This window comes from Pseudomonas sp. ARP3, from assembly GCF_001029595.1.
Lineage (GTDB): Bacteria > Pseudomonadota > Gammaproteobacteria > Pseudomonadales > Pseudomonadaceae > Aquipseudomonas > Aquipseudomonas rhodesiae.
Map to the genome: position 1 here is coordinate 132,443 of NZ_LEKF01000012.1, position 15,508 is coordinate 147,950.

18 protein-coding genes are annotated in these 15,508 nt (G+C 60.6%); 9 read left to right on the top strand and 9 right to left on the bottom strand.

Annotated elements, in window-relative coordinates; genetic code table 11:
• Positions 1–65: 65 nt before the first annotated feature.
• Complete coding sequence (locus ABX75_RS15770) at positions 66–1,739, bottom strand: DEAD/DEAH box helicase (RefSeq protein ID WP_014717677.1); 1,674 nt, start codon at positions 1,737–1,739, stop codon at positions 66–68.
• Positions 1,740–1,850: 111 nt separating this feature from the next.
• On the opposite strand from ABX75_RS15770, the gene ABX75_RS29720 reads away from it, so the two are divergent.
• Positions 1,851–2,117 (top strand): hypothetical protein, encoded by a 267-nt coding sequence (locus tag ABX75_RS29720; protein ID WP_219730070.1) that lies wholly within the window; start codon positions 1,851–1,853, stop codon positions 2,115–2,117.
• 108 nt (positions 2,118–2,225) lie between these two features.
• Here ABX75_RS29720 and ABX75_RS15775 read toward each other — a convergent pair whose 3' ends face one another.
• The gene (locus ABX75_RS15775; RefSeq protein WP_034096598.1) at positions 2,226–2,981 is read right to left on the bottom strand and encodes a spermidine synthase; all 756 of its coding nucleotides are present in this window, start codon (positions 2,979–2,981) and stop codon (positions 2,226–2,228) included.
• A gap of 124 nt (positions 2,982–3,105) precedes the next feature.
• Here ABX75_RS15775 and ABX75_RS15780 point away from each other — a divergent pair, with 124 nt between their 5' ends.
• Positions 3,106–4,452, top strand: coding sequence for a class II 3-deoxy-7-phosphoheptulonate synthase (locus ABX75_RS15780; RefSeq protein WP_034096597.1), 1,347 nt, complete (start codon positions 3,106–3,108; stop codon positions 4,450–4,452).
• A gap of 102 nt (positions 4,453–4,554) precedes the next feature.
• Here ABX75_RS15780 and ABX75_RS15785 read toward each other — a convergent pair whose 3' ends face one another.
• Together ABX75_RS15785 and ABX75_RS15790 are read right to left on the bottom strand one after the other, a co-directional pair.
• Positions 4,555–5,784 (bottom strand): winged helix-turn-helix domain-containing protein, encoded by a 1,230-nt coding sequence (locus tag ABX75_RS15785; RefSeq protein ID WP_047882258.1) that lies wholly within the window; start codon positions 5,782–5,784, stop codon positions 4,555–4,557.
• 45 nt (positions 5,785–5,829) lie between these two features.
• The gene (locus tag ABX75_RS15790; RefSeq protein ID WP_034096595.1) at positions 5,830–6,036 is read right to left on the bottom strand and encodes a DUF1127 domain-containing protein; all 207 of its coding nucleotides are present in this window, start codon (positions 6,034–6,036) and stop codon (positions 5,830–5,832) included.
• A gap of 70 nt (positions 6,037–6,106) precedes the next feature.
• Here ABX75_RS15790 and ABX75_RS15795 point away from each other — a divergent pair, with 70 nt between their 5' ends.
• A complete protein-coding gene (locus tag ABX75_RS15795) occupies positions 6,107–6,988 on the top strand; it encodes a LysR family transcriptional regulator (RefSeq protein ID WP_034096594.1) in 882 nt (293 codons plus the stop codon).
• Here ABX75_RS15795 and ABX75_RS15800 read toward each other — a convergent pair.
• The gene (locus ABX75_RS15800; protein ID WP_034096593.1) at positions 6,978–7,727 is read right to left on the bottom strand and encodes a sulfite exporter TauE/SafE family protein; all 750 of its coding nucleotides are present in this window, start codon (positions 7,725–7,727) and stop codon (positions 6,978–6,980) included. The two genes, ABX75_RS15795 and ABX75_RS15800, sit on opposite strands and share 11 nt — an antisense overlap.
• 108 nt (positions 7,728–7,835) lie before the next feature.
• Here ABX75_RS15800 and ABX75_RS15805 point away from each other — a divergent pair, with 108 nt between their 5' ends.
• From ABX75_RS15805 to ABX75_RS15820, 4 genes are all read left to right on the top strand, one after another.
• Complete coding sequence (locus ABX75_RS15805; protein ID WP_034096592.1) at positions 7,836–8,786, top strand: LysR family transcriptional regulator; 951 nt, start codon at positions 7,836–7,838, stop codon at positions 8,784–8,786.
• Between the two features lie 78 nt (positions 8,787–8,864).
• Positions 8,865–9,317, top strand: a complete 453-nt coding sequence (locus ABX75_RS15810) for a MarR family winged helix-turn-helix transcriptional regulator (protein WP_034112587.1) — start codon at positions 8,865–8,867, stop codon at positions 9,315–9,317.
• A gap of 231 nt (positions 9,318–9,548) precedes the next feature.
• On the top strand, positions 9,549–9,968 hold the full coding sequence (locus tag ABX75_RS15815; RefSeq protein ID WP_047882259.1) for an organic hydroperoxide resistance protein: 420 nt from the start codon (positions 9,549–9,551) through the stop codon (positions 9,966–9,968).
• A 27-nt stretch (positions 9,969–9,995) separates the two neighbouring features.
• The gene (locus tag ABX75_RS15820; protein ID WP_047882260.1) at positions 9,996–11,012 is read left to right on the top strand and encodes an alpha/beta hydrolase; all 1,017 of its coding nucleotides are present in this window, start codon (positions 9,996–9,998) and stop codon (positions 11,010–11,012) included.
• A gap of 63 nt (positions 11,013–11,075) precedes the next feature.
• Here ABX75_RS15820 and ABX75_RS15825 read toward each other — a convergent pair whose 3' ends face one another.
• Positions 11,076–11,648: an elongation factor P gene (locus ABX75_RS15825; protein WP_003172723.1), complete on the bottom strand. Its 573-nt coding sequence runs from the start codon at positions 11,646–11,648 to the stop codon at positions 11,076–11,078.
• A 49-nt stretch (positions 11,649–11,697) separates the two neighbouring features.
• Positions 11,698–12,831 carry an elongation factor P maturation arginine rhamnosyltransferase EarP gene (gene earP / locus ABX75_RS15830; protein ID WP_047882261.1) on the bottom strand — a complete coding sequence of 378 codons (1,134 nt, stop codon included), beginning with the start codon at positions 12,829–12,831 and terminating at the stop codon, positions 11,698–11,700.
• A gap of 132 nt (positions 12,832–12,963) precedes the next feature.
• Between earP and ABX75_RS15835 the strand changes: the two genes are divergently transcribed.
• Together ABX75_RS15835 and ABX75_RS15840 are read left to right on the top strand one after the other, a co-directional pair.
• Positions 12,964–13,335 carry a hypothetical protein gene (locus ABX75_RS15835; RefSeq protein WP_034096587.1) on the top strand — a complete coding sequence of 124 codons (372 nt, stop codon included), beginning with the start codon at positions 12,964–12,966 and terminating at the stop codon, positions 13,333–13,335.
• Positions 13,336–13,340: 5 nt separating this feature from the next.
• Positions 13,341–13,823: a GreA/GreB family elongation factor gene (locus ABX75_RS15840; RefSeq protein ID WP_034096791.1), complete on the top strand. Its 483-nt coding sequence runs from the start codon at positions 13,341–13,343 to the stop codon at positions 13,821–13,823.
• A gap of 78 nt (positions 13,824–13,901) precedes the next feature.
• On the opposite strand, the gene cysB is transcribed toward ABX75_RS15840, so the two are convergent.
• Both cysB and ABX75_RS15850 read right to left on the bottom strand, forming a co-directional pair.
• Positions 13,902–14,876 (bottom strand): HTH-type transcriptional regulator CysB, encoded by a 975-nt coding sequence (gene cysB / locus ABX75_RS15845; RefSeq protein ID WP_003189876.1) that lies wholly within the window; start codon positions 14,874–14,876, stop codon positions 13,902–13,904.
• 103 nt (positions 14,877–14,979) lie between these two features.
• On the bottom strand, positions 14,980–15,480 hold the full coding sequence (locus ABX75_RS15850; protein WP_034096586.1) for a universal stress protein: 501 nt from the start codon (positions 15,478–15,480) through the stop codon (positions 14,980–14,982).
• Positions 15,481–15,508: the final 28 nt, after the last annotated feature.

Here is a 15,508-nt window from a genome sequence, read left to right on the forward strand (position 1 = left end):
AGGCAAAAAAAATCCCCGAACCAGTCGGGGATTTTTTATTTTCGATCAATCAGCCCAAGGGCCGATCAATCTTCGCGGTAGCGACGCAGCTTCAGCTGCTTACCGGCAACGCGAGTGTCTTTCAGCTTGGCCAGCAGTTTTTCCAGACCGTCTTCCGGCAGCTCCACCAGGGAGAAGCTGTCACGGACCTGAATGCGACCGATAGCCTCACGCGCCAGGCCACCCTCGTTGAGGATAGCGCCCAGCAGGTTCTTGGCAGCGATACCGTCACGCGCACCCAGCGCGGTACGGCAACGGGCACGGCCTTCGGCCAATGGCACCGGAGCGCGACGCTCACGATCACCACGGTCCGGACGGTCGCCGGAACGCTCTGGACGATCACCGCGCGGGGCGCTGTTCGGAACCAGTGGGCGTTCTTTCTCGATGGCGGCCAGGGTCAGGGCCTGACCGTTGGTGGCCTTGCGCAGCAGTGCGGCGGCCAGAGCACGCGGGGTGCAACCGATATCGGCGGTCAGGCGGTCCAGCAAGTCGCCGTGGGTCGATTCAGCGTCAGCCACCAGGGGTGCCAGGCTGTTGGTCAGTTTCTTGATGCGGGCATCGAGAACGGCCTGGGCATCCGGCAGGCGTACTTCGGCCACCTTCTGACCGGTCACACGCTCGATCACTTGCAGCATGCGGCGCTCACGCGGCGTCACCAGCAGCAAGGCACGACCTTCGCGACCGGCACGGCCGGTACGGCCGATACGGTGAACGTAGGATTCCGGATCGTACGGCATGTCAACGTTGAACACGTGGGTGATACGTGGAACGTCGAGGCCGCGAGCAGCAACGTCGGTCGCCACAACGATGTCCAGACGGCCATCCTTGAGGGAGTCGATCACGCGCTCACGTTGGTTCTGGGCGATGTCACCGTTCAGCGCAGCGGCCTTGTAGCCTTTGGCTTCCAGGGCACTGGCCAGATCCAGGGTCGCTTGCTTGGTGCGCACGAACATGATCAGGGCGTCGAAGTCTTCGACTTCCAGCAGGCTCAATACAGCCGAGGTCTTCTGGTCAGCGTGAACCAACAGGTGAGCCTGTTCGATCGCGGTAACAGTCTGAGTCTTGGTCTGGATCTTCACGTGCTCCGGATCGCGCAGGTGGCGTTCGGCAATGGCACGGATCGACTGAGGCAGCGTGGCCGAGAACAGTACGGTCTGACGGGTGGCTGGCAGAGCCTTGAAGATGACTTCCAGATCGTCCATGAAGCCCAGCTTCAACATTTCGTCAGCTTCGTCGAGAACCAAGTGGTTCACGGTCGACAGGACTTTCTCGTCACGACGCAGGTGGTCGCACAGACGGCCCGGGGTGGCGACAACGATCTGTGCGCCATTACGGATGGCTTTCAGTTGTGGGCCCATCGGCGCGCCGCCGTAAACGGCCACAACGGTTACACCAGGCATTTGCTTGGCGTAGGTTTCAAAAGCGGTTGCTACTTGCAGCGCCAACTCACGGGTTGGCGCCAGGATCAGGGCTTGCGGTTCGCGCTTGGCAGGATCGATGCAATGCAGGATAGGCAGGGCAAACGCGGCGGTTTTACCGGTACCGGTTTGCGCCTGGCCAATCATGTCCTTACCGGCCATGATGATTGGGATCGATTGCTGCTGAATAGCCGAAGGTTCTTCGTAGCCGGTCGCTGCGACGGCTGCAAGAATGTTCGGATTAAGATTAAAAGCGGCGAAGCCGCCGGTTTCCTGGGTCATGGGTCTGCCTCTGAGTGCATCCGCAAAGACCCATGCTCCAAAGCTGCGCATGCCGTGTTGAGACTCAAGAGTCGCCCTGGCTGCTTTGTCGGCGGGGATTTGCGAAAACGAATGAATGAAAAAGATTCGTCAAGGGAGAGTCCGCTGTGCGGACGTGCAGCCGAAGCTGACTTCGGGGAATTGCGCTACCTAAACGCGGCCCGGTTAAAGGCCGGCGCGCACTATACCGGAAATAGCCGAAAAAGGGAGCTTTTTTTATCGGCGGCCGCCGATAAACGCGCGGCTGCAACGCTTTTAAAAACCAAATCGATCGGGTTTGTTTTTACAAAGGCCCGGCCCCGCAGGCTAACGCGCTTAAACGTTTCACTTAACTTTTAAGACCCTTTGGTTTGAAACCTGCCCGTTACCGGACGAATTCAGCAAGAGAATGATCCCCCACCGGGGCCACCTTCCCCCACAAGAGCGCGGACGGGCGCGCTCAGCCTACTAAGTGGCCGACCTAATCGCCTTGATCAGTGGCTGCAACGAGTAGCCCAGTTGCGCTGCCAGTGCTTCGGCACGAGCCGAAAGTGCGTGCAGGTCGAGCTCTTGATCCAACTCCGACGGCACCAACAGGATGACGTTGCCCTCCTTCACCGGCAATTCCCAGTAATGCCGGTGATACAAACCGCGCAGCAACGCCGCGCCCAACGGTTTGCCATCGTCGGTGGCCCACTGGTTGATTACCAACCAGCCGCCGGGGTTGAGTTTCTTCTGGCAGTTCTCCAGGAAAGCCCAGGCCAGGTGCCCGACGCCGGGGCCCACATCGGTATACAGGTCGACGAACACCAGATCGGCCGGTTCGGCGCTTTCCAGCAACTCCAGGGCATCGCCGATGCGGATATACAGGCGCGGATCGTCGTCCAAGCCCATGTATTCGATGGCCAGGCGCGGCACGTCGGGGCGCAGTTCGATGGCTTCGACATCCTCCAATGGCAGGAACTTGAGGCATGCCTGGGTCAGCGTACCGGCGCCCAGGCCAAGGAACAGCGCGCTCTCGGGCTGCTCGTGGCACAACGCGCCGATCAGCATGGCGCGGGTGTAGTCGTACTCCAGCCAGCTCGGGTCGGCGGTGAACACACAGCTTTGCTCGATGGCATCGCCGAATTCGAGAAACCGGTAGTCGGCCACTTCGAGCACTCGGATCATGCCGAAGTCATCATGGACCTCGGCCAGCACGCGCTCGACACGCTCCTCTGTCATCACTGCTCCTAAAGGGTTTACCGCTGGGCAAAGGCGCGATTGTCGGCCAACCGGCGGCAACAGGTCACGCACTAATTGCTGATAACATTGGCGCCCGACCGTCAATCAGCCAATCGAGTTCAAGATGAGCCAACCGTGGAGCCCCGAGAGCTGGCGCGCCCTGCCGATCCAGCAACAACCCCAGTACCCGGATGCAGCGCACCTGTTGCAAGTGGAGCAAAGCCTGGCCAGCTATCCGCCGCTGGTGTTCGCCGGGGAAGCCCGCGAGTTGCGCCGTCAGTTTGCCGAAGTGACCCAAGGCCGCGCCTTCCTGTTGCAGGGCGGTGACTGCGCCGAAAGTTTTGCCGAGTTCTCCGCCGCGAAAATCCGCGACACCTTCAAGGTGCTGCTGCAGATGGCCATCGTGATGACCTTCGCTGCCGGTTGCCCGGTGGTGAAAGTCGGGCGTATGGCCGGTCAATTCGCCAAGCCGCGCTCGGCCAACGATGAAACCATCGATGGCATCACCCTGCCCGCCTACCGAGGCGATATCGTCAACGGCATCGGTTTCGACGAGAAAAGCCGCGTGCCGGACCCGGAGCGGCTGCTGCAGTCCTACCACCAGTCCACCGCCACCCTCAACCTGCTGCGCGCCTTCGCCCAGGGCGGGTTTGCCGACCTGCACCAAGTGCACAAGTGGAACCTGGACTTCATCGCCAACTCCGCGCTGGCCGACAAATACAGCCAACTGGCCGACCGCATCGACGAAACCCTGGCGTTCATGCGCGCCTGCGGCATGGACAGTTCGCCGCAACTGCGCGAGACCAGCTTCTTCACCGCCCACGAAGCGCTGCTGCTCAATTACGAACAAGCCTTCGTTCGCCGTGACAGCCTGACCAACGATTACTACGACTGCTCGGCCCATATGCTGTGGATCGGCGACCGTACCCGTCAGTTGGACGGCGCCCACGTCGAGTTCCTGCGCGGGGTGAACAACCCGATCGGTGTCAAGGTCGGCCCAAGCATGGACCCGGACGATCTGATCCGCCTGATCGACATTCTCAACCCGGACAATGACCCCGGCCGCCTCAACCTGATTGCGCGCATGGGCGCCGGCAAGGTCGGCGACCACCTGCCCAATCTGATCCGCGCCGTGCAGCGCGAGGGCAAACAAGTGCTGTGGAGTTCCGACCCGATGCACGGCAACACCATCAAGGCCAGCAGCGGCTACAAGACCCGGGATTTTGCGCAGATCCTGGCGGAGGTGAAGGCGTTCTTCCAGGTGCATCAGGCCGAGGGCACCTATGCCGGCGGGATTCATATCGAGATGACCGGGCAGAACGTCACCGAATGCATCGGCGGCGCCCGGCCGATCACCGAGGATGGTTTGTCGGACCGCTACCACACCCACTGCGACCCACGGATGAATGCCGATCAGTCGCTGGAGCTGGCGTTTCTGATTGCCGAGACGTTGAAGCAGGTCAAACGCTGAGACTGGGCTGACGCCCTCGTGGGCAAGCCCACTCCCACAGGGAATGCATTGCAATCGAACCCTGCATTCCAATGTGGGAGTGGGCTTGCCCACGATGAGGCCCTAACGGCCAACATCCAAGCCGATCATCGCGCTGCGCAATCGATCGGCACTGGGCCTTTGGCAATTGAGCTGTACCTGCTGCAACCCCAGCCAGTCGGCCATCTGGCGCAAATTCACCGCCAACGCCCGCATCCCCTCCTCATCCAGACCTGGCGCTTCTTCGTGCACCGCATGCACCGCAAGGCGTGAGTGGGCGCGTTCGGCGCGCAGGTCAACCCGCGCGGCGATGCGTTCATTGTGCAGAAACGGCAGCACGTAGTAGCCGTACACGCGCTTATGTTGCGGCGTGTAGATCTCCAAGCGGTAGCGGAAGTCGAACAGACGCTCGGTGCGGCTGCGCTCCCAGATCAGCGAATCGAACGGCGACAGCAAGGCACTGGCCGGTACTTTGCGCGGCACGGTTGGGGCTGGCAGGCAGTACGCCGGTTGCTTCCAATCCTGCACCCGACAACTGAGCAACTGGCCCGCTTCCACCAGTTCGGCAAGGCGAATGCGGCTGTCGACGGGGTCCAGACGAAAGTAATCGCGCAGGTCTTTTTCAGTACCTACCCCCAGCGCGGTGGCGCTATGCAACAACAGGCCACGTTGCGCCTCGGCTTCACTCAACTGGGTGTTCAGGATGGCGTCGGGGATCACCCGTTCAGGCAAATCGTAGAGGCGCTCGAACCCACGCCGACCGGCAACGGTGACCAGGCCCGCAGCAAACAGCCATTCCAGCGCGTGCTTTTCGTCACTCCAGTCCCACCACGGGCCGGCGCGCTCCTCGCGGGTCGACAGACTGCCAGCACCCAGCGCACCCTGTTGTTCCACCGTCTTCAGCACGCGCTGGATAACGGCTTGCTGTTCGCGGCCAAAGCGCGCCATCTGCGCATAAATGCCCTGCCCCTGCTGAGCCCGTGCCATGCGCCAGCGCAGCAATGGATACAACGCCATGGGCAGCAATGAGGCTTCGTGCCCCCAATATTCGAACAGCGACCGTCGCCGCCCCTGGCTCCAGGCGGCGTGCTCCAGCAACGCCGGTGAGTACTGGCCTAGCCTGGAAAACAACGGCAGGTAATGGGAACGCACCAGCGCATTTACCGAGTCGATCTGCAACACCCCGAGTCGCTCGATCAAGCGATTGACATGGGTGGCCTTGACCAACGCCGGCGGCTGACGCCCGGAAAACCCTTGGGCTGCCAGCGCCAGGCGTCGCGCTTGTTTGAGGGAGAAACACAGGTCGGCAGGCATGGCAGTCTCCGTGAGGGCTCGCCGCCTACCCTACTGCATCCATGGTTATTTTCGCAGCGGGTCCTGCCAGAAATGCTGATGACGCTCGCGCTCCACATCGGCGCGGTTGAGGCCGATGTCCTTCAATGCGTCATCGCTCAAGCTCGCCAGCAACCGACGCTCCTGATGCAGTACCTGCCAACGGCTCATCACCTGAAATAGCCCGGCAAACGGGCGTTTCGCCAACAGCACAAAACCTTTCTGACCTTTCATCTCGTCACCCTCCCTTGGGGATGACGCCAGTGTGTGCTTGGCCCTATGATCAATCCAACGAATGTTTCTTATGCAATCCATCTCGGAGATTGATCAATTGTCCGGTTACCCAAGCATTGATACGGACGTGCTGCGCACCTTCGTCGCCATCGCCGATCACGGCGGGTTCACCCGCGCTGGAGAGTTGGTCAACCGCACGCAGTCGGCGGTGAGCATGCAGATGAAACGCCTGGAGGAAGACGTGCTGCAGCGCAAACTGTTCGAGCGCGATGGCCGCCAAGTGCGGTTGACGCCAGAGGGCCAGGTGTTGCTGGGGTATGCGCGACGCATCCTCAAGCTGCACAGCGAAGTGTTCAACACCTTGCGCGAGCCGCATATGGTGGGGCTGGTGCGCATCGGCACGCCGGACGACTACGTAATGCGTTTCCTGCCGGGCATTCTCAAGCCGTTTTCCAAGGCATACCCGTTGATCCAGATCGAGATGCACTGCGAGTCGTCCACGGTGTTGATGCAGCGCCGGGACCTGGCATTGACCGTGGTCAGCCGCGAGCCGGGCCATGAAATCGGCGAGCTGCTGCGTACCGAACGCATGGTGTGGGCGGCATCGCCGTGCTTTTGCGTGGACGAACATGATGCGCTGCCGCTGGCGGTCTCCGGCACCGATTGCGTCTATACCCAATGGACCTGCGCCGCGCTGGAGGCGGCCGGACGGGACTACCGCCTGGCGTATCACAGCTCCAACGTCGCGGCGATCCAGGCGGTAGTGAATGCCGGGCTGGCGGTGATGATCTGCATGGAAAGCCTGGTGACCGAGGAACTGCGCGTACTCGGCAGCGACGAAGGCTTCCCGCCGCTGCCGTCGATGAACCTGCACCTGTTACGCAACGCCAACATGACCTCGCCGATCACCGAGTGCCTGGCCGATTACATCCGCGAGGGCTTCAGACTTTAAACGTCAGCATCACCGCGCACACCACCAGGAAGGCGCAGAACAGGCCGCGCAGCAGGCGTTCCGGCATGGCATGGGCGACCTTCACGCCCCAACTGATGCTGAGCAGGCCGCCGATGGCCAGCGGCAAGCCGATCATCCAGTCCACTTCGTGGTGCCAGGCGTAGGTCACCAAGGTCACGCCAGTGCTGGGCAGCGCCAGCGCCAGGGACAATCCTTGGGCGACCACCTGCGTGGTGCCGAACACGCTGGTCAGCACTGGCGTGGCGACCACGGCGCCGCCCACTCCGAACAAGCCCCCCATGGACCCGGAAGCCGCGCCCAGCACGCCAAGCCAAGGCCAGGCGTAGCGCATCTGCGCCGTGGCTGGTGCGTTGCGCGTGAACATTCGCACCAGGTTGTAGGCCGACAGCACCAGCAAAAACACGATAAAGCCGATGCGCATCGCTCCGGCATCCAGGCCGACCGCCCAGATCGATCCCAGCCAAGCGAAGATAAATCCCATTACGCCCAAGGGTAAGGCGTGGCGTAATTCGATGCGATTGCGCTGGTGATAGCGCCACAGCGCCAGCATCACATTGGGCACCACCATGACCAGCGCGGTGCCCTGGGCAATCTGTTGATCCAGGCCGAACAGCACGCCGAGCACCGGGATAGCAATCAGCCCACCGCCAATGCCGAACAACCCGCCGACCGTGCCGAGGGCTGCGCCCAAGACCAGATAAATCGCTAAATCCAACACCGCGCATTACTCCACCAACCCAAGACCTCGCATGCTACGCAGTCGCGCCTGGCGCGGAAACGCACAGCAACGCACAATGGCTGTGCCAATCTCGCACAAGCAGCCGCCATGAACCCGAACATCTTGACCGACCAACTGAGCCTGTTTCTCGACGTATTGGAGACCGGCAGCTTCTCCGCCGCGGCGCGTCGCCATCCGCTGACGCCGTCGGCCGTGGCCCGGCGTATCGACAGCCTGGAAAATTCGGTGGGCAGTCGTCTGTTCCAGCGCAGCACCCACGCGGTGGTGCCGACACCGGCGGGCCTGGCTTTTGCCGAACGGGCGCGGCGAATTGTCAGCGAGCTGCAACTGGCAAGAGCCGAAGCGGTGTCCCTAAGCCATGCGCCGGAAGGCTTGATTCGGGTGGATGCGCCGGCCGCTTTTGGGCGACGCCACCTGGCACCGGTGATTGCCGACTTCCTCAACGTATACCCCGGGCTGGATGTGCACCTGCATCTGATCGATAGCTTCGTGGACATGCAGGGCGCGCACCTGGGCAAAGTCGATCTGGTGTTGCGCGCCGGGCATATCGTCGATACGCGGCTGATCGCCACCCCATTGGCCAGCATCGTGCGCATCGCCTGCGCCAGCCCGGCCTATCTGAAAAGCCGCGGCACGCCGACCCATCCTCGGGAACTGAGCGACCACGATGGCTTGGACTGGGACGGACTGGCGCCTATGTTTGCCTGGCGCTTCGAGCTGGATGGGCGCCGCGCCACCTACCGCCCGCAGCGCATCCGCATGAGCGCCAATAACGCCGAAGCCTTGCTTTGCGGAGCGCTCGCCGGGCTGGGTATCGCCCATCTGCCGACATGGTTGGCCAGTGAGTACCTAGTGCGCGGCGAACTGTTACCGCTGTTTTGCGAAAACGGTTTGCCCAGTCCGGAAACCACCGGGATCTACGCCTTGCGCCTGGAGCAACAACCCAACGCCCGCAGTCGTCTGCTGCTCGAATACTTGAAAACGCGTTTCAGCCCAGTGCCACCGTGGGATCTGGCACTGCAGAGCGGCTTGATCTGACCGTTAGGGCAGAATTACCTGGCGCATTAAAGATTTGCCCGCTAGATTCCAGAGCAGACACGTTTTTAAGGCGCCACCATGAGCAAGAACCCTGCCCCCTGCGAATCCCTGATGCTGGACAACCAGCTGTGTTTCGCCCTGCATTCCACCTCACTGCTGATGACCAAGGTCTACAAGCCGCTGCTGCAAGCGCTGGGCCTGACCTACCCGCAGTACCTGGCCATGATGGTGTTGTGGGAAGAGGACGGTTTAACCGTCGGCGAAATCAGTAGCCGACTGTTGACCGATCCCGGCTCCCTCACTCCCCTGCTCAAGCGTCTGGAAGCCGAAGGTCTGCTCAGCCGCACCCGCAGCCGCGAAGACGAGCGCGTGGTGGTGGTGGAGTTGACCGATGCTGGCCGCGCCTTGCAAGCCAAGGCCATGGGGATCCCTCAATGCATTCTCGGCGCCAGCGGTCTGGAGCTGGACCAATTGCGCAAGCTGCAAGCGGATCTGCTCGCGTTGCGCGGCAACTTACAAAGCGCGATCTGAAAACAGCAAAGTCATGAGGGAGGGGGCTTGCCCCCGATTGCGGCAGCTCGGTCAAAAATTTGTCGACTGATAAACCGCCATCGGGGGCAAGCCCCCTCCCACAGCGATTTAGAGCGGGACGAAAATATTTTTAACTTTTATCTTGCGCGCTAAACATTAGCGCTATACATTTGCCTTCACCAACTACTTAGCGCACAAAACTTTAGCGCTAAACAAAACGAGGGCTCCACCATGCAAACGCTCTATACCGCAGTAGCCACCGCCACCGGCGGCCGTGATGGTCGTGCTGTTTCCAGCGATAACATCCTCGACGTCAAGCTCTCCACCCCGAAAGAACTCGGCGGTGCCGGCGGCCAGGCCACCAACCCGGAACAACTGTTCGCCGCCGGTTACTCGGCCTGCTTTATCGGCGCACTGAAATTCGTTGCTAGCCAGACCAAACGCAAAATCCCGGATAACGCCGCGATCACCGCTCACGTCGGTATCGGCCAGATCCCCGGCGGTTTCGGCTTGGATATCGACCTGCACATCAGCCTGCCAGGCCTGACCCAGGCGGATGCGCAAAGCCTGGTCGACGCCGCTCACCAGGTCTGCCCGTACTCCAACGCCACCCGTGGCAACGTCGATGTACGTCTGCATGTAACCGTCTGATCAACTCTGTCGCCTAAGGAGAAGCACATGAACACCATTGGTAAAGCACTCACCGGCACCCTGCTCGCCCTGTCCATCGGCAGCGCCTTCGCGGCGACCGGCGAGGTGGAGCACAACACCCAGGCTTTTCTGGATGCGTTGAATGCCGGTACCGGCAAACCCATCGAACAACTGACGCCGAAAGACGCCCGTGCGGTGCTGGCCGTCGCTCAGGCGGGGGTGAAGCTGACGCTGCCCCAGGCGGACGTGAGCCACAAGACCATCCAGGTCGATGGCCAGCCGCTGGAGCTGACCATCGTGCGTCCAGCCGGGGTCAAGGGCACATTGCCGGTGTTTATGTTCTTCCACGGTGGCGGCTGGGTGCTGGGGGATTACCCTACCCATGAACGCTTGGTGCGGGATCTGGTGGCGGGTTCGGGAGCCGCGGCAGTGTTCGTCAACTACGCGCCTTCACCCGAGGCCCATTACCCGGTGGCGATCAATCAGGCCTATGCCGCCACGAAGTGGGTGGCCGAGCATGGCAAAGAGATCAACGTCGACGGCAAGCGCCTGGCGGTGGCCGGTAACAGCGTCGGCGGCAACATGGCCGCAGTGGTCAGCCTGATGGCCAAAGACAAGGGTACGCCGGCAATCAAGTTCCAGTTGCTGTTATGGCCGGTAACGGACGCCAACTTCGAGACAGCGTCCTACAACCAGTACGCCGAAGGGCACTTCCTTACCAAAAACATGATGAAGTGGTTCTGGGACAACTACACCACCGACGCCAAGCAACGCGCCGAAATCTACGCCTCACCGCTGCGCGCCACCACCGCGCAACTTAAGGGTCTACCACCAGCAATGGTGCAGACCGCCGGCGCCGACGTGCTGCGCGACGAAGGCGAGGCGTATGCGCGCAAACTGGACGAGGCCGGCGTGCCGGTGACGGCGGTGCGTTACAACGGCATGATCCACGACTACGGGTTGCTTAACGTGGTCAGCCAAGTGCCGGCGGTGCGTTCGGCCCTGTTGCAGGCGTCCGATGAGCTCAAGCAACACCTGAAGTAACCCACCGCCCACGAAAAAGCCCGACGCTAGGTCGGGCTTTTTTTCGTATCGGCGAAGCCAGAATTACTTCTTGGCGCGACCTTTGTACGAACCACCTTCACGGGTGTCGATTTCGATCAGGTCGTCGATTTCGATGAAATCGGCCACTTGCAGTTCGGTGCCGTTGCTCAGTTTGGCAGGCTTCATCACCTTGCCGGAAGTGTCGCCACGGGCGGAACCTTCGGTGTAGGCAACCTTACGCACGATAGTGGTCGGCAGCTCTACGGAAACCAGGCGCTCTTCGAAGAAAATCGCTTCGCAGACGTCTTCCATGCCTTCTTCGATGAACGGCAGAACGGCTTCGATATCTTCAGCGTTCAGCTCGTACATGGTGTAGTCGGTGGTGTCCATGAACGTGTAGGTGTCGCCGCTGATGAAGGACAGGGTCGCTTCTTTGCGGTCGAGGATCACGTCGTCCAGTTTGTCGTCGGCGCTGTAGACGATCTCGGTCTTGTAACCGGTCAGCAGGTTCTTCAGCTTGGTCTTCATGATTGCGCTGTTACGACCAGACTTGGTGAACTCAGCTTTCTGAACCAGCCAAGGGTCGTTTTCGAGACGGATCACTGTACCGGGTTTCAGTTCTTTACCAGTTTTCATTACGTATATCCGAAATTTGGATGGGATTTACAAAAATCAAGGTCGCGTATCATATCCAACTTTCATAAAACTGTACCAGCGCCGTCGCAAGATCGTCCTGCAATGCCTGTTCCAGACACCACGACTCGGCATGCCGGGCTACCTCGGGCCAGTGTTCCAGCAGCATTTTCCAAGCGCTGGCCATATCGCCCTCGGTGTTCCAGGCTTGCCAGAGAGCCACGAGCGCAGTTTTCGCCGCCGGAGAAAGCGCGGCGGTGTAGAGGTCTAGAAACGCGTCAAGTTTGTCCAGATGAATGTCTTCGTCCTGGCGATAGATATGCCACAACAGCGGTCGGCCAGCCCACTGGGCGCGCACGAACGAGTCTTCGCCGCGCACGGCATTGAAGTCGCAGCACCAGAGCAGACGGTCGTATTGCTCCTGGCGCACGAACGGCAGCACCTGCACGGTCAGGGCGTTGCGCCGATGAATATCCCCGGCGGCCAGCCCATCCACGCCGAGCCAGCGCTGCACATCGCCGAGTATGCGCCCCTCGGGCACCAACAGATGAGTGGCGGTCCCATCCGTCGATAACACGTCCAGCCATGGGGCCAGCCCAGGGTTTTCGTAAGCAAACAGTGAGATCAAACGCGTGCCAATGGTCGGAAATACGCCCATCGCATGCAGGAATTGTCGCTGCGCCTCGGCGTCTTGCTGAAAAGCCTGACGTTGCTCCAGCAACCCCGCCTCTCGCAATAACCCTCCAGTGCCTTCACGGAACCCCGGAAAGAAGAAGTACTTCTGCACGCCCTTGAACTTCACCGACGGCAAACGATGGCAACCCACTACCCACTCTTCGGCGCTGAGGTAATCCAGGTTCATCCACAGCGGAGTCCGTTCGCACGCGGCCATGGCTTCCATATAGTCCGGCGGCAACTGACATGCGAACGCTGCGATCACCACATCTGCCGCCGAAGCCTGTGCCCACTCGGCCGGCCAGTGGCGCACGTCGACGCCCTCTTGCCATTGCTGGTCGAGCCGAATGTCAATGTCAGGGCACATACGTTCGAAGGCGCGCAAGTCATCGACCCACAAGCGCACGGCACAACCGTGCTCCACCACCAATTGCCGGGCCAGGCGCCAGGTCACGCCGATGTCGCCGTAGTTATCGACGACGCTGCAAAAAATATCCCAGCGGGCTTTCATTCCGGGCTCCATCGATCAAATGGGCGATTGTCCGCATAAATGCACGGATGCAGAAGTCTTGATCGTGATTATTCTGCACAGGGGCTGTGCGACAATCGCCGCCATGCCGTCAATGCCCGCCAGGAGGCCGCCATGTCTGACCGTCCGTTATCGCTGCCCAAACTTATGCTCGCCATCGCCCTGGGCCTATGGCTGGGGTTCGTCGCCATTGTGCTGACCACTTGGCTGGCCTCGCGCTACCTCTTCCCTCAAGCCTTGGCTCCAGTGGCCCAGGCCGTCCAGCATTGGGGCACGCCCGCCGCCGCTGTTGCGCCGGAACCGCCCAACCGAATGTTCGAGCAGTACCAGCAGAATTTGCAAAAACAGGAGCAGCAACAAGCCCTGGATCAGGCGCGCAACAATGCGCGCAACCTGTCCAACCCCAAATGTCAGTTCTGGCTGCAACAGGACCAGAACGCCCCGACCGAGAAGTCCCGCGCCAACGTCCTGCAATTCTGCGATTGATGAACATGAATAAATACGCTGTCCACACGCTCATCCTGGAAAAACTCGGCGTCGATCTCGACATCGCTCAACGTGCCGCGCAGACCGCCTACGAAACCGCGACCCACGAAGAAAACATCGCCGAGAACAAATACGACACCCTCGGGTTGGAAGCCTCTTACCTGGCGACCGGGCAAGCCAGACGCGTTGAGGAAATCAAGCAGGCCCTGACACTGTGCCAGAACCTGCCAGTGCGGCCCTACGATGAGCAGCGTGGTATAGAAGTCGGTGCGTTACTGGGCCTGGAAGACCAGAACGGTCGCCAGCAGTGGCTGTTCCTGGCGCCCGATGCGGCGGGATTGAAAGTGGATGTGGTGGGCCAGCCGGTAACCGTCATCACCCCGCGCTCGCCCCTGGGCAAAAGCCTGCTGGGCAAGTTCGAAGGCGATGAGGTGGAAGTGCTGGTGGCCGGCGCCCGGCAGTACTTCACGGTTACCGACGCCAAATAATCGGTAGGCGCGCTTGTTCGTATAGGACGCCATGTTAACCCTGGCGCCCTGCGTGATCCTGAGTACCAACGCCTAAGGTCAGTGAACCGGCAGTTCCACGCCGTCGAACAGTTCTTCCAGCTCCTGCTTGTTATGGCACTGGATGGCCTTGGCCATCACTTCGCGAGTCAGGTGTGGGGCGAACTTCTCGATGAAATCGCACATGAACCCGCGCAGGAACGTACCGCGACGGAAACCGATCTTGGTCACGCTGGACTCGAACAATTCGCTGGCATCCAGCACAACCAAGTCTTTATCGAGGTTGGTGTCCACCGCCATCTTGGCGACGATACCCACCCCCAGTCCCAGGCGCACGTAAGTCTTGATTACGTCGGCGTCGGCGGCGGTAAACACCACTTTCGGCGTGAGGCCACGATGACTGAAGGCTTCATCAAGCTTGGAACGGCCGGTGAACCCGAACACGTAGGTGACGATCGGGTATTCCGCCAGGGCTTCGAGGGTCAGTTTCGGCAGCTTGGCCAACGGGTGGCCCTGAGGCACCACCACGCAACGGTTCCAGCGATAGCACGGCATCATCACCAGATCGCCGAACAGCTCCAGCGCCTCGGTGGCGATGGCGAAATCGACGGTGCCGTCGGCGGCCATCTCGGCGATCTGCATCGGCGACCCTTGGTGCATGTGCAACGCCACGTCCGGGTACTGTTTGATGAAGTCGCGAATCACCGGTGGCAGTGCATAACGGGCCTGGGTGTGGGTGGTGGCGATCGACAAGGTGCCTTTTTTCTCGTTGGAAAATTCCTGGGCGATCTGTTTGATGCTTTCGACTTTACGCAGAATCTCGCCGGCGGTGGTGATGATGCGCTCACCGGCCGGTGTCACGCGGGTGAGGTGCTTGCCGCTGCGCGCGAACACTTCGACGCCCAACTCGTCTTCGAGCAGGCGGATCTGCTTGCTGATACCCGGTTGCGAGGTGTAAAGGCTTTGAGCGGTAGCGGAAACGTTGAGGTCGTGGTGCGCCACTTCCCAGATGTAGCGCAGTTGTTGAAGCTTCATATGTGTCCCTCAAAGCAGATAGACGCCACGGGTATCAGCAGCGATATATAACTATATTAAAGGTCAGAAGGATAAATCTAGAACTTTTTATCCCTTCTCCCATTCACACGTCATCACTGCGTCGACGTTGTAGCGACGGCACCAGGTAAACCGGCACCGTAGACAGCTGCACCACCCGCGTGGCAGTACGGCCCAATGGCGTGGCCTGCGCACTGGTAGAGCTATGACTTCCTACGATCAACAAGTCGACGGAAAGTTTACGCAGTTGGTCGAGAATCACCTCGCACGGGTCGCCCTGAATCACGCGCACCGAGCGGATCCACTTCAAGTCCTGCTCGCCCTCCCCCAACTCCTCACGAAAACTCTCCAGTACACGCTGCTCGATCGTTGCGATCATGGTACTCAGGCCCTGGCTTTGCCATTCAATCAAGGCCTTTTCATCAAGGTAGCTCTGCAACACCGATTCGGCGAACAGACCGATAGGTTCAACCACATGAATCACGTACAGGTCAGCCTTGAACGTCCGCGCCAGCGCCAAGGCATGTTGCATCACATACGGCGCATACAGGCCGAGGTCCGTGGCGTACAGCATCGAACGAATCATAAAAACCTCCTGGACAGCCAGGATGGCG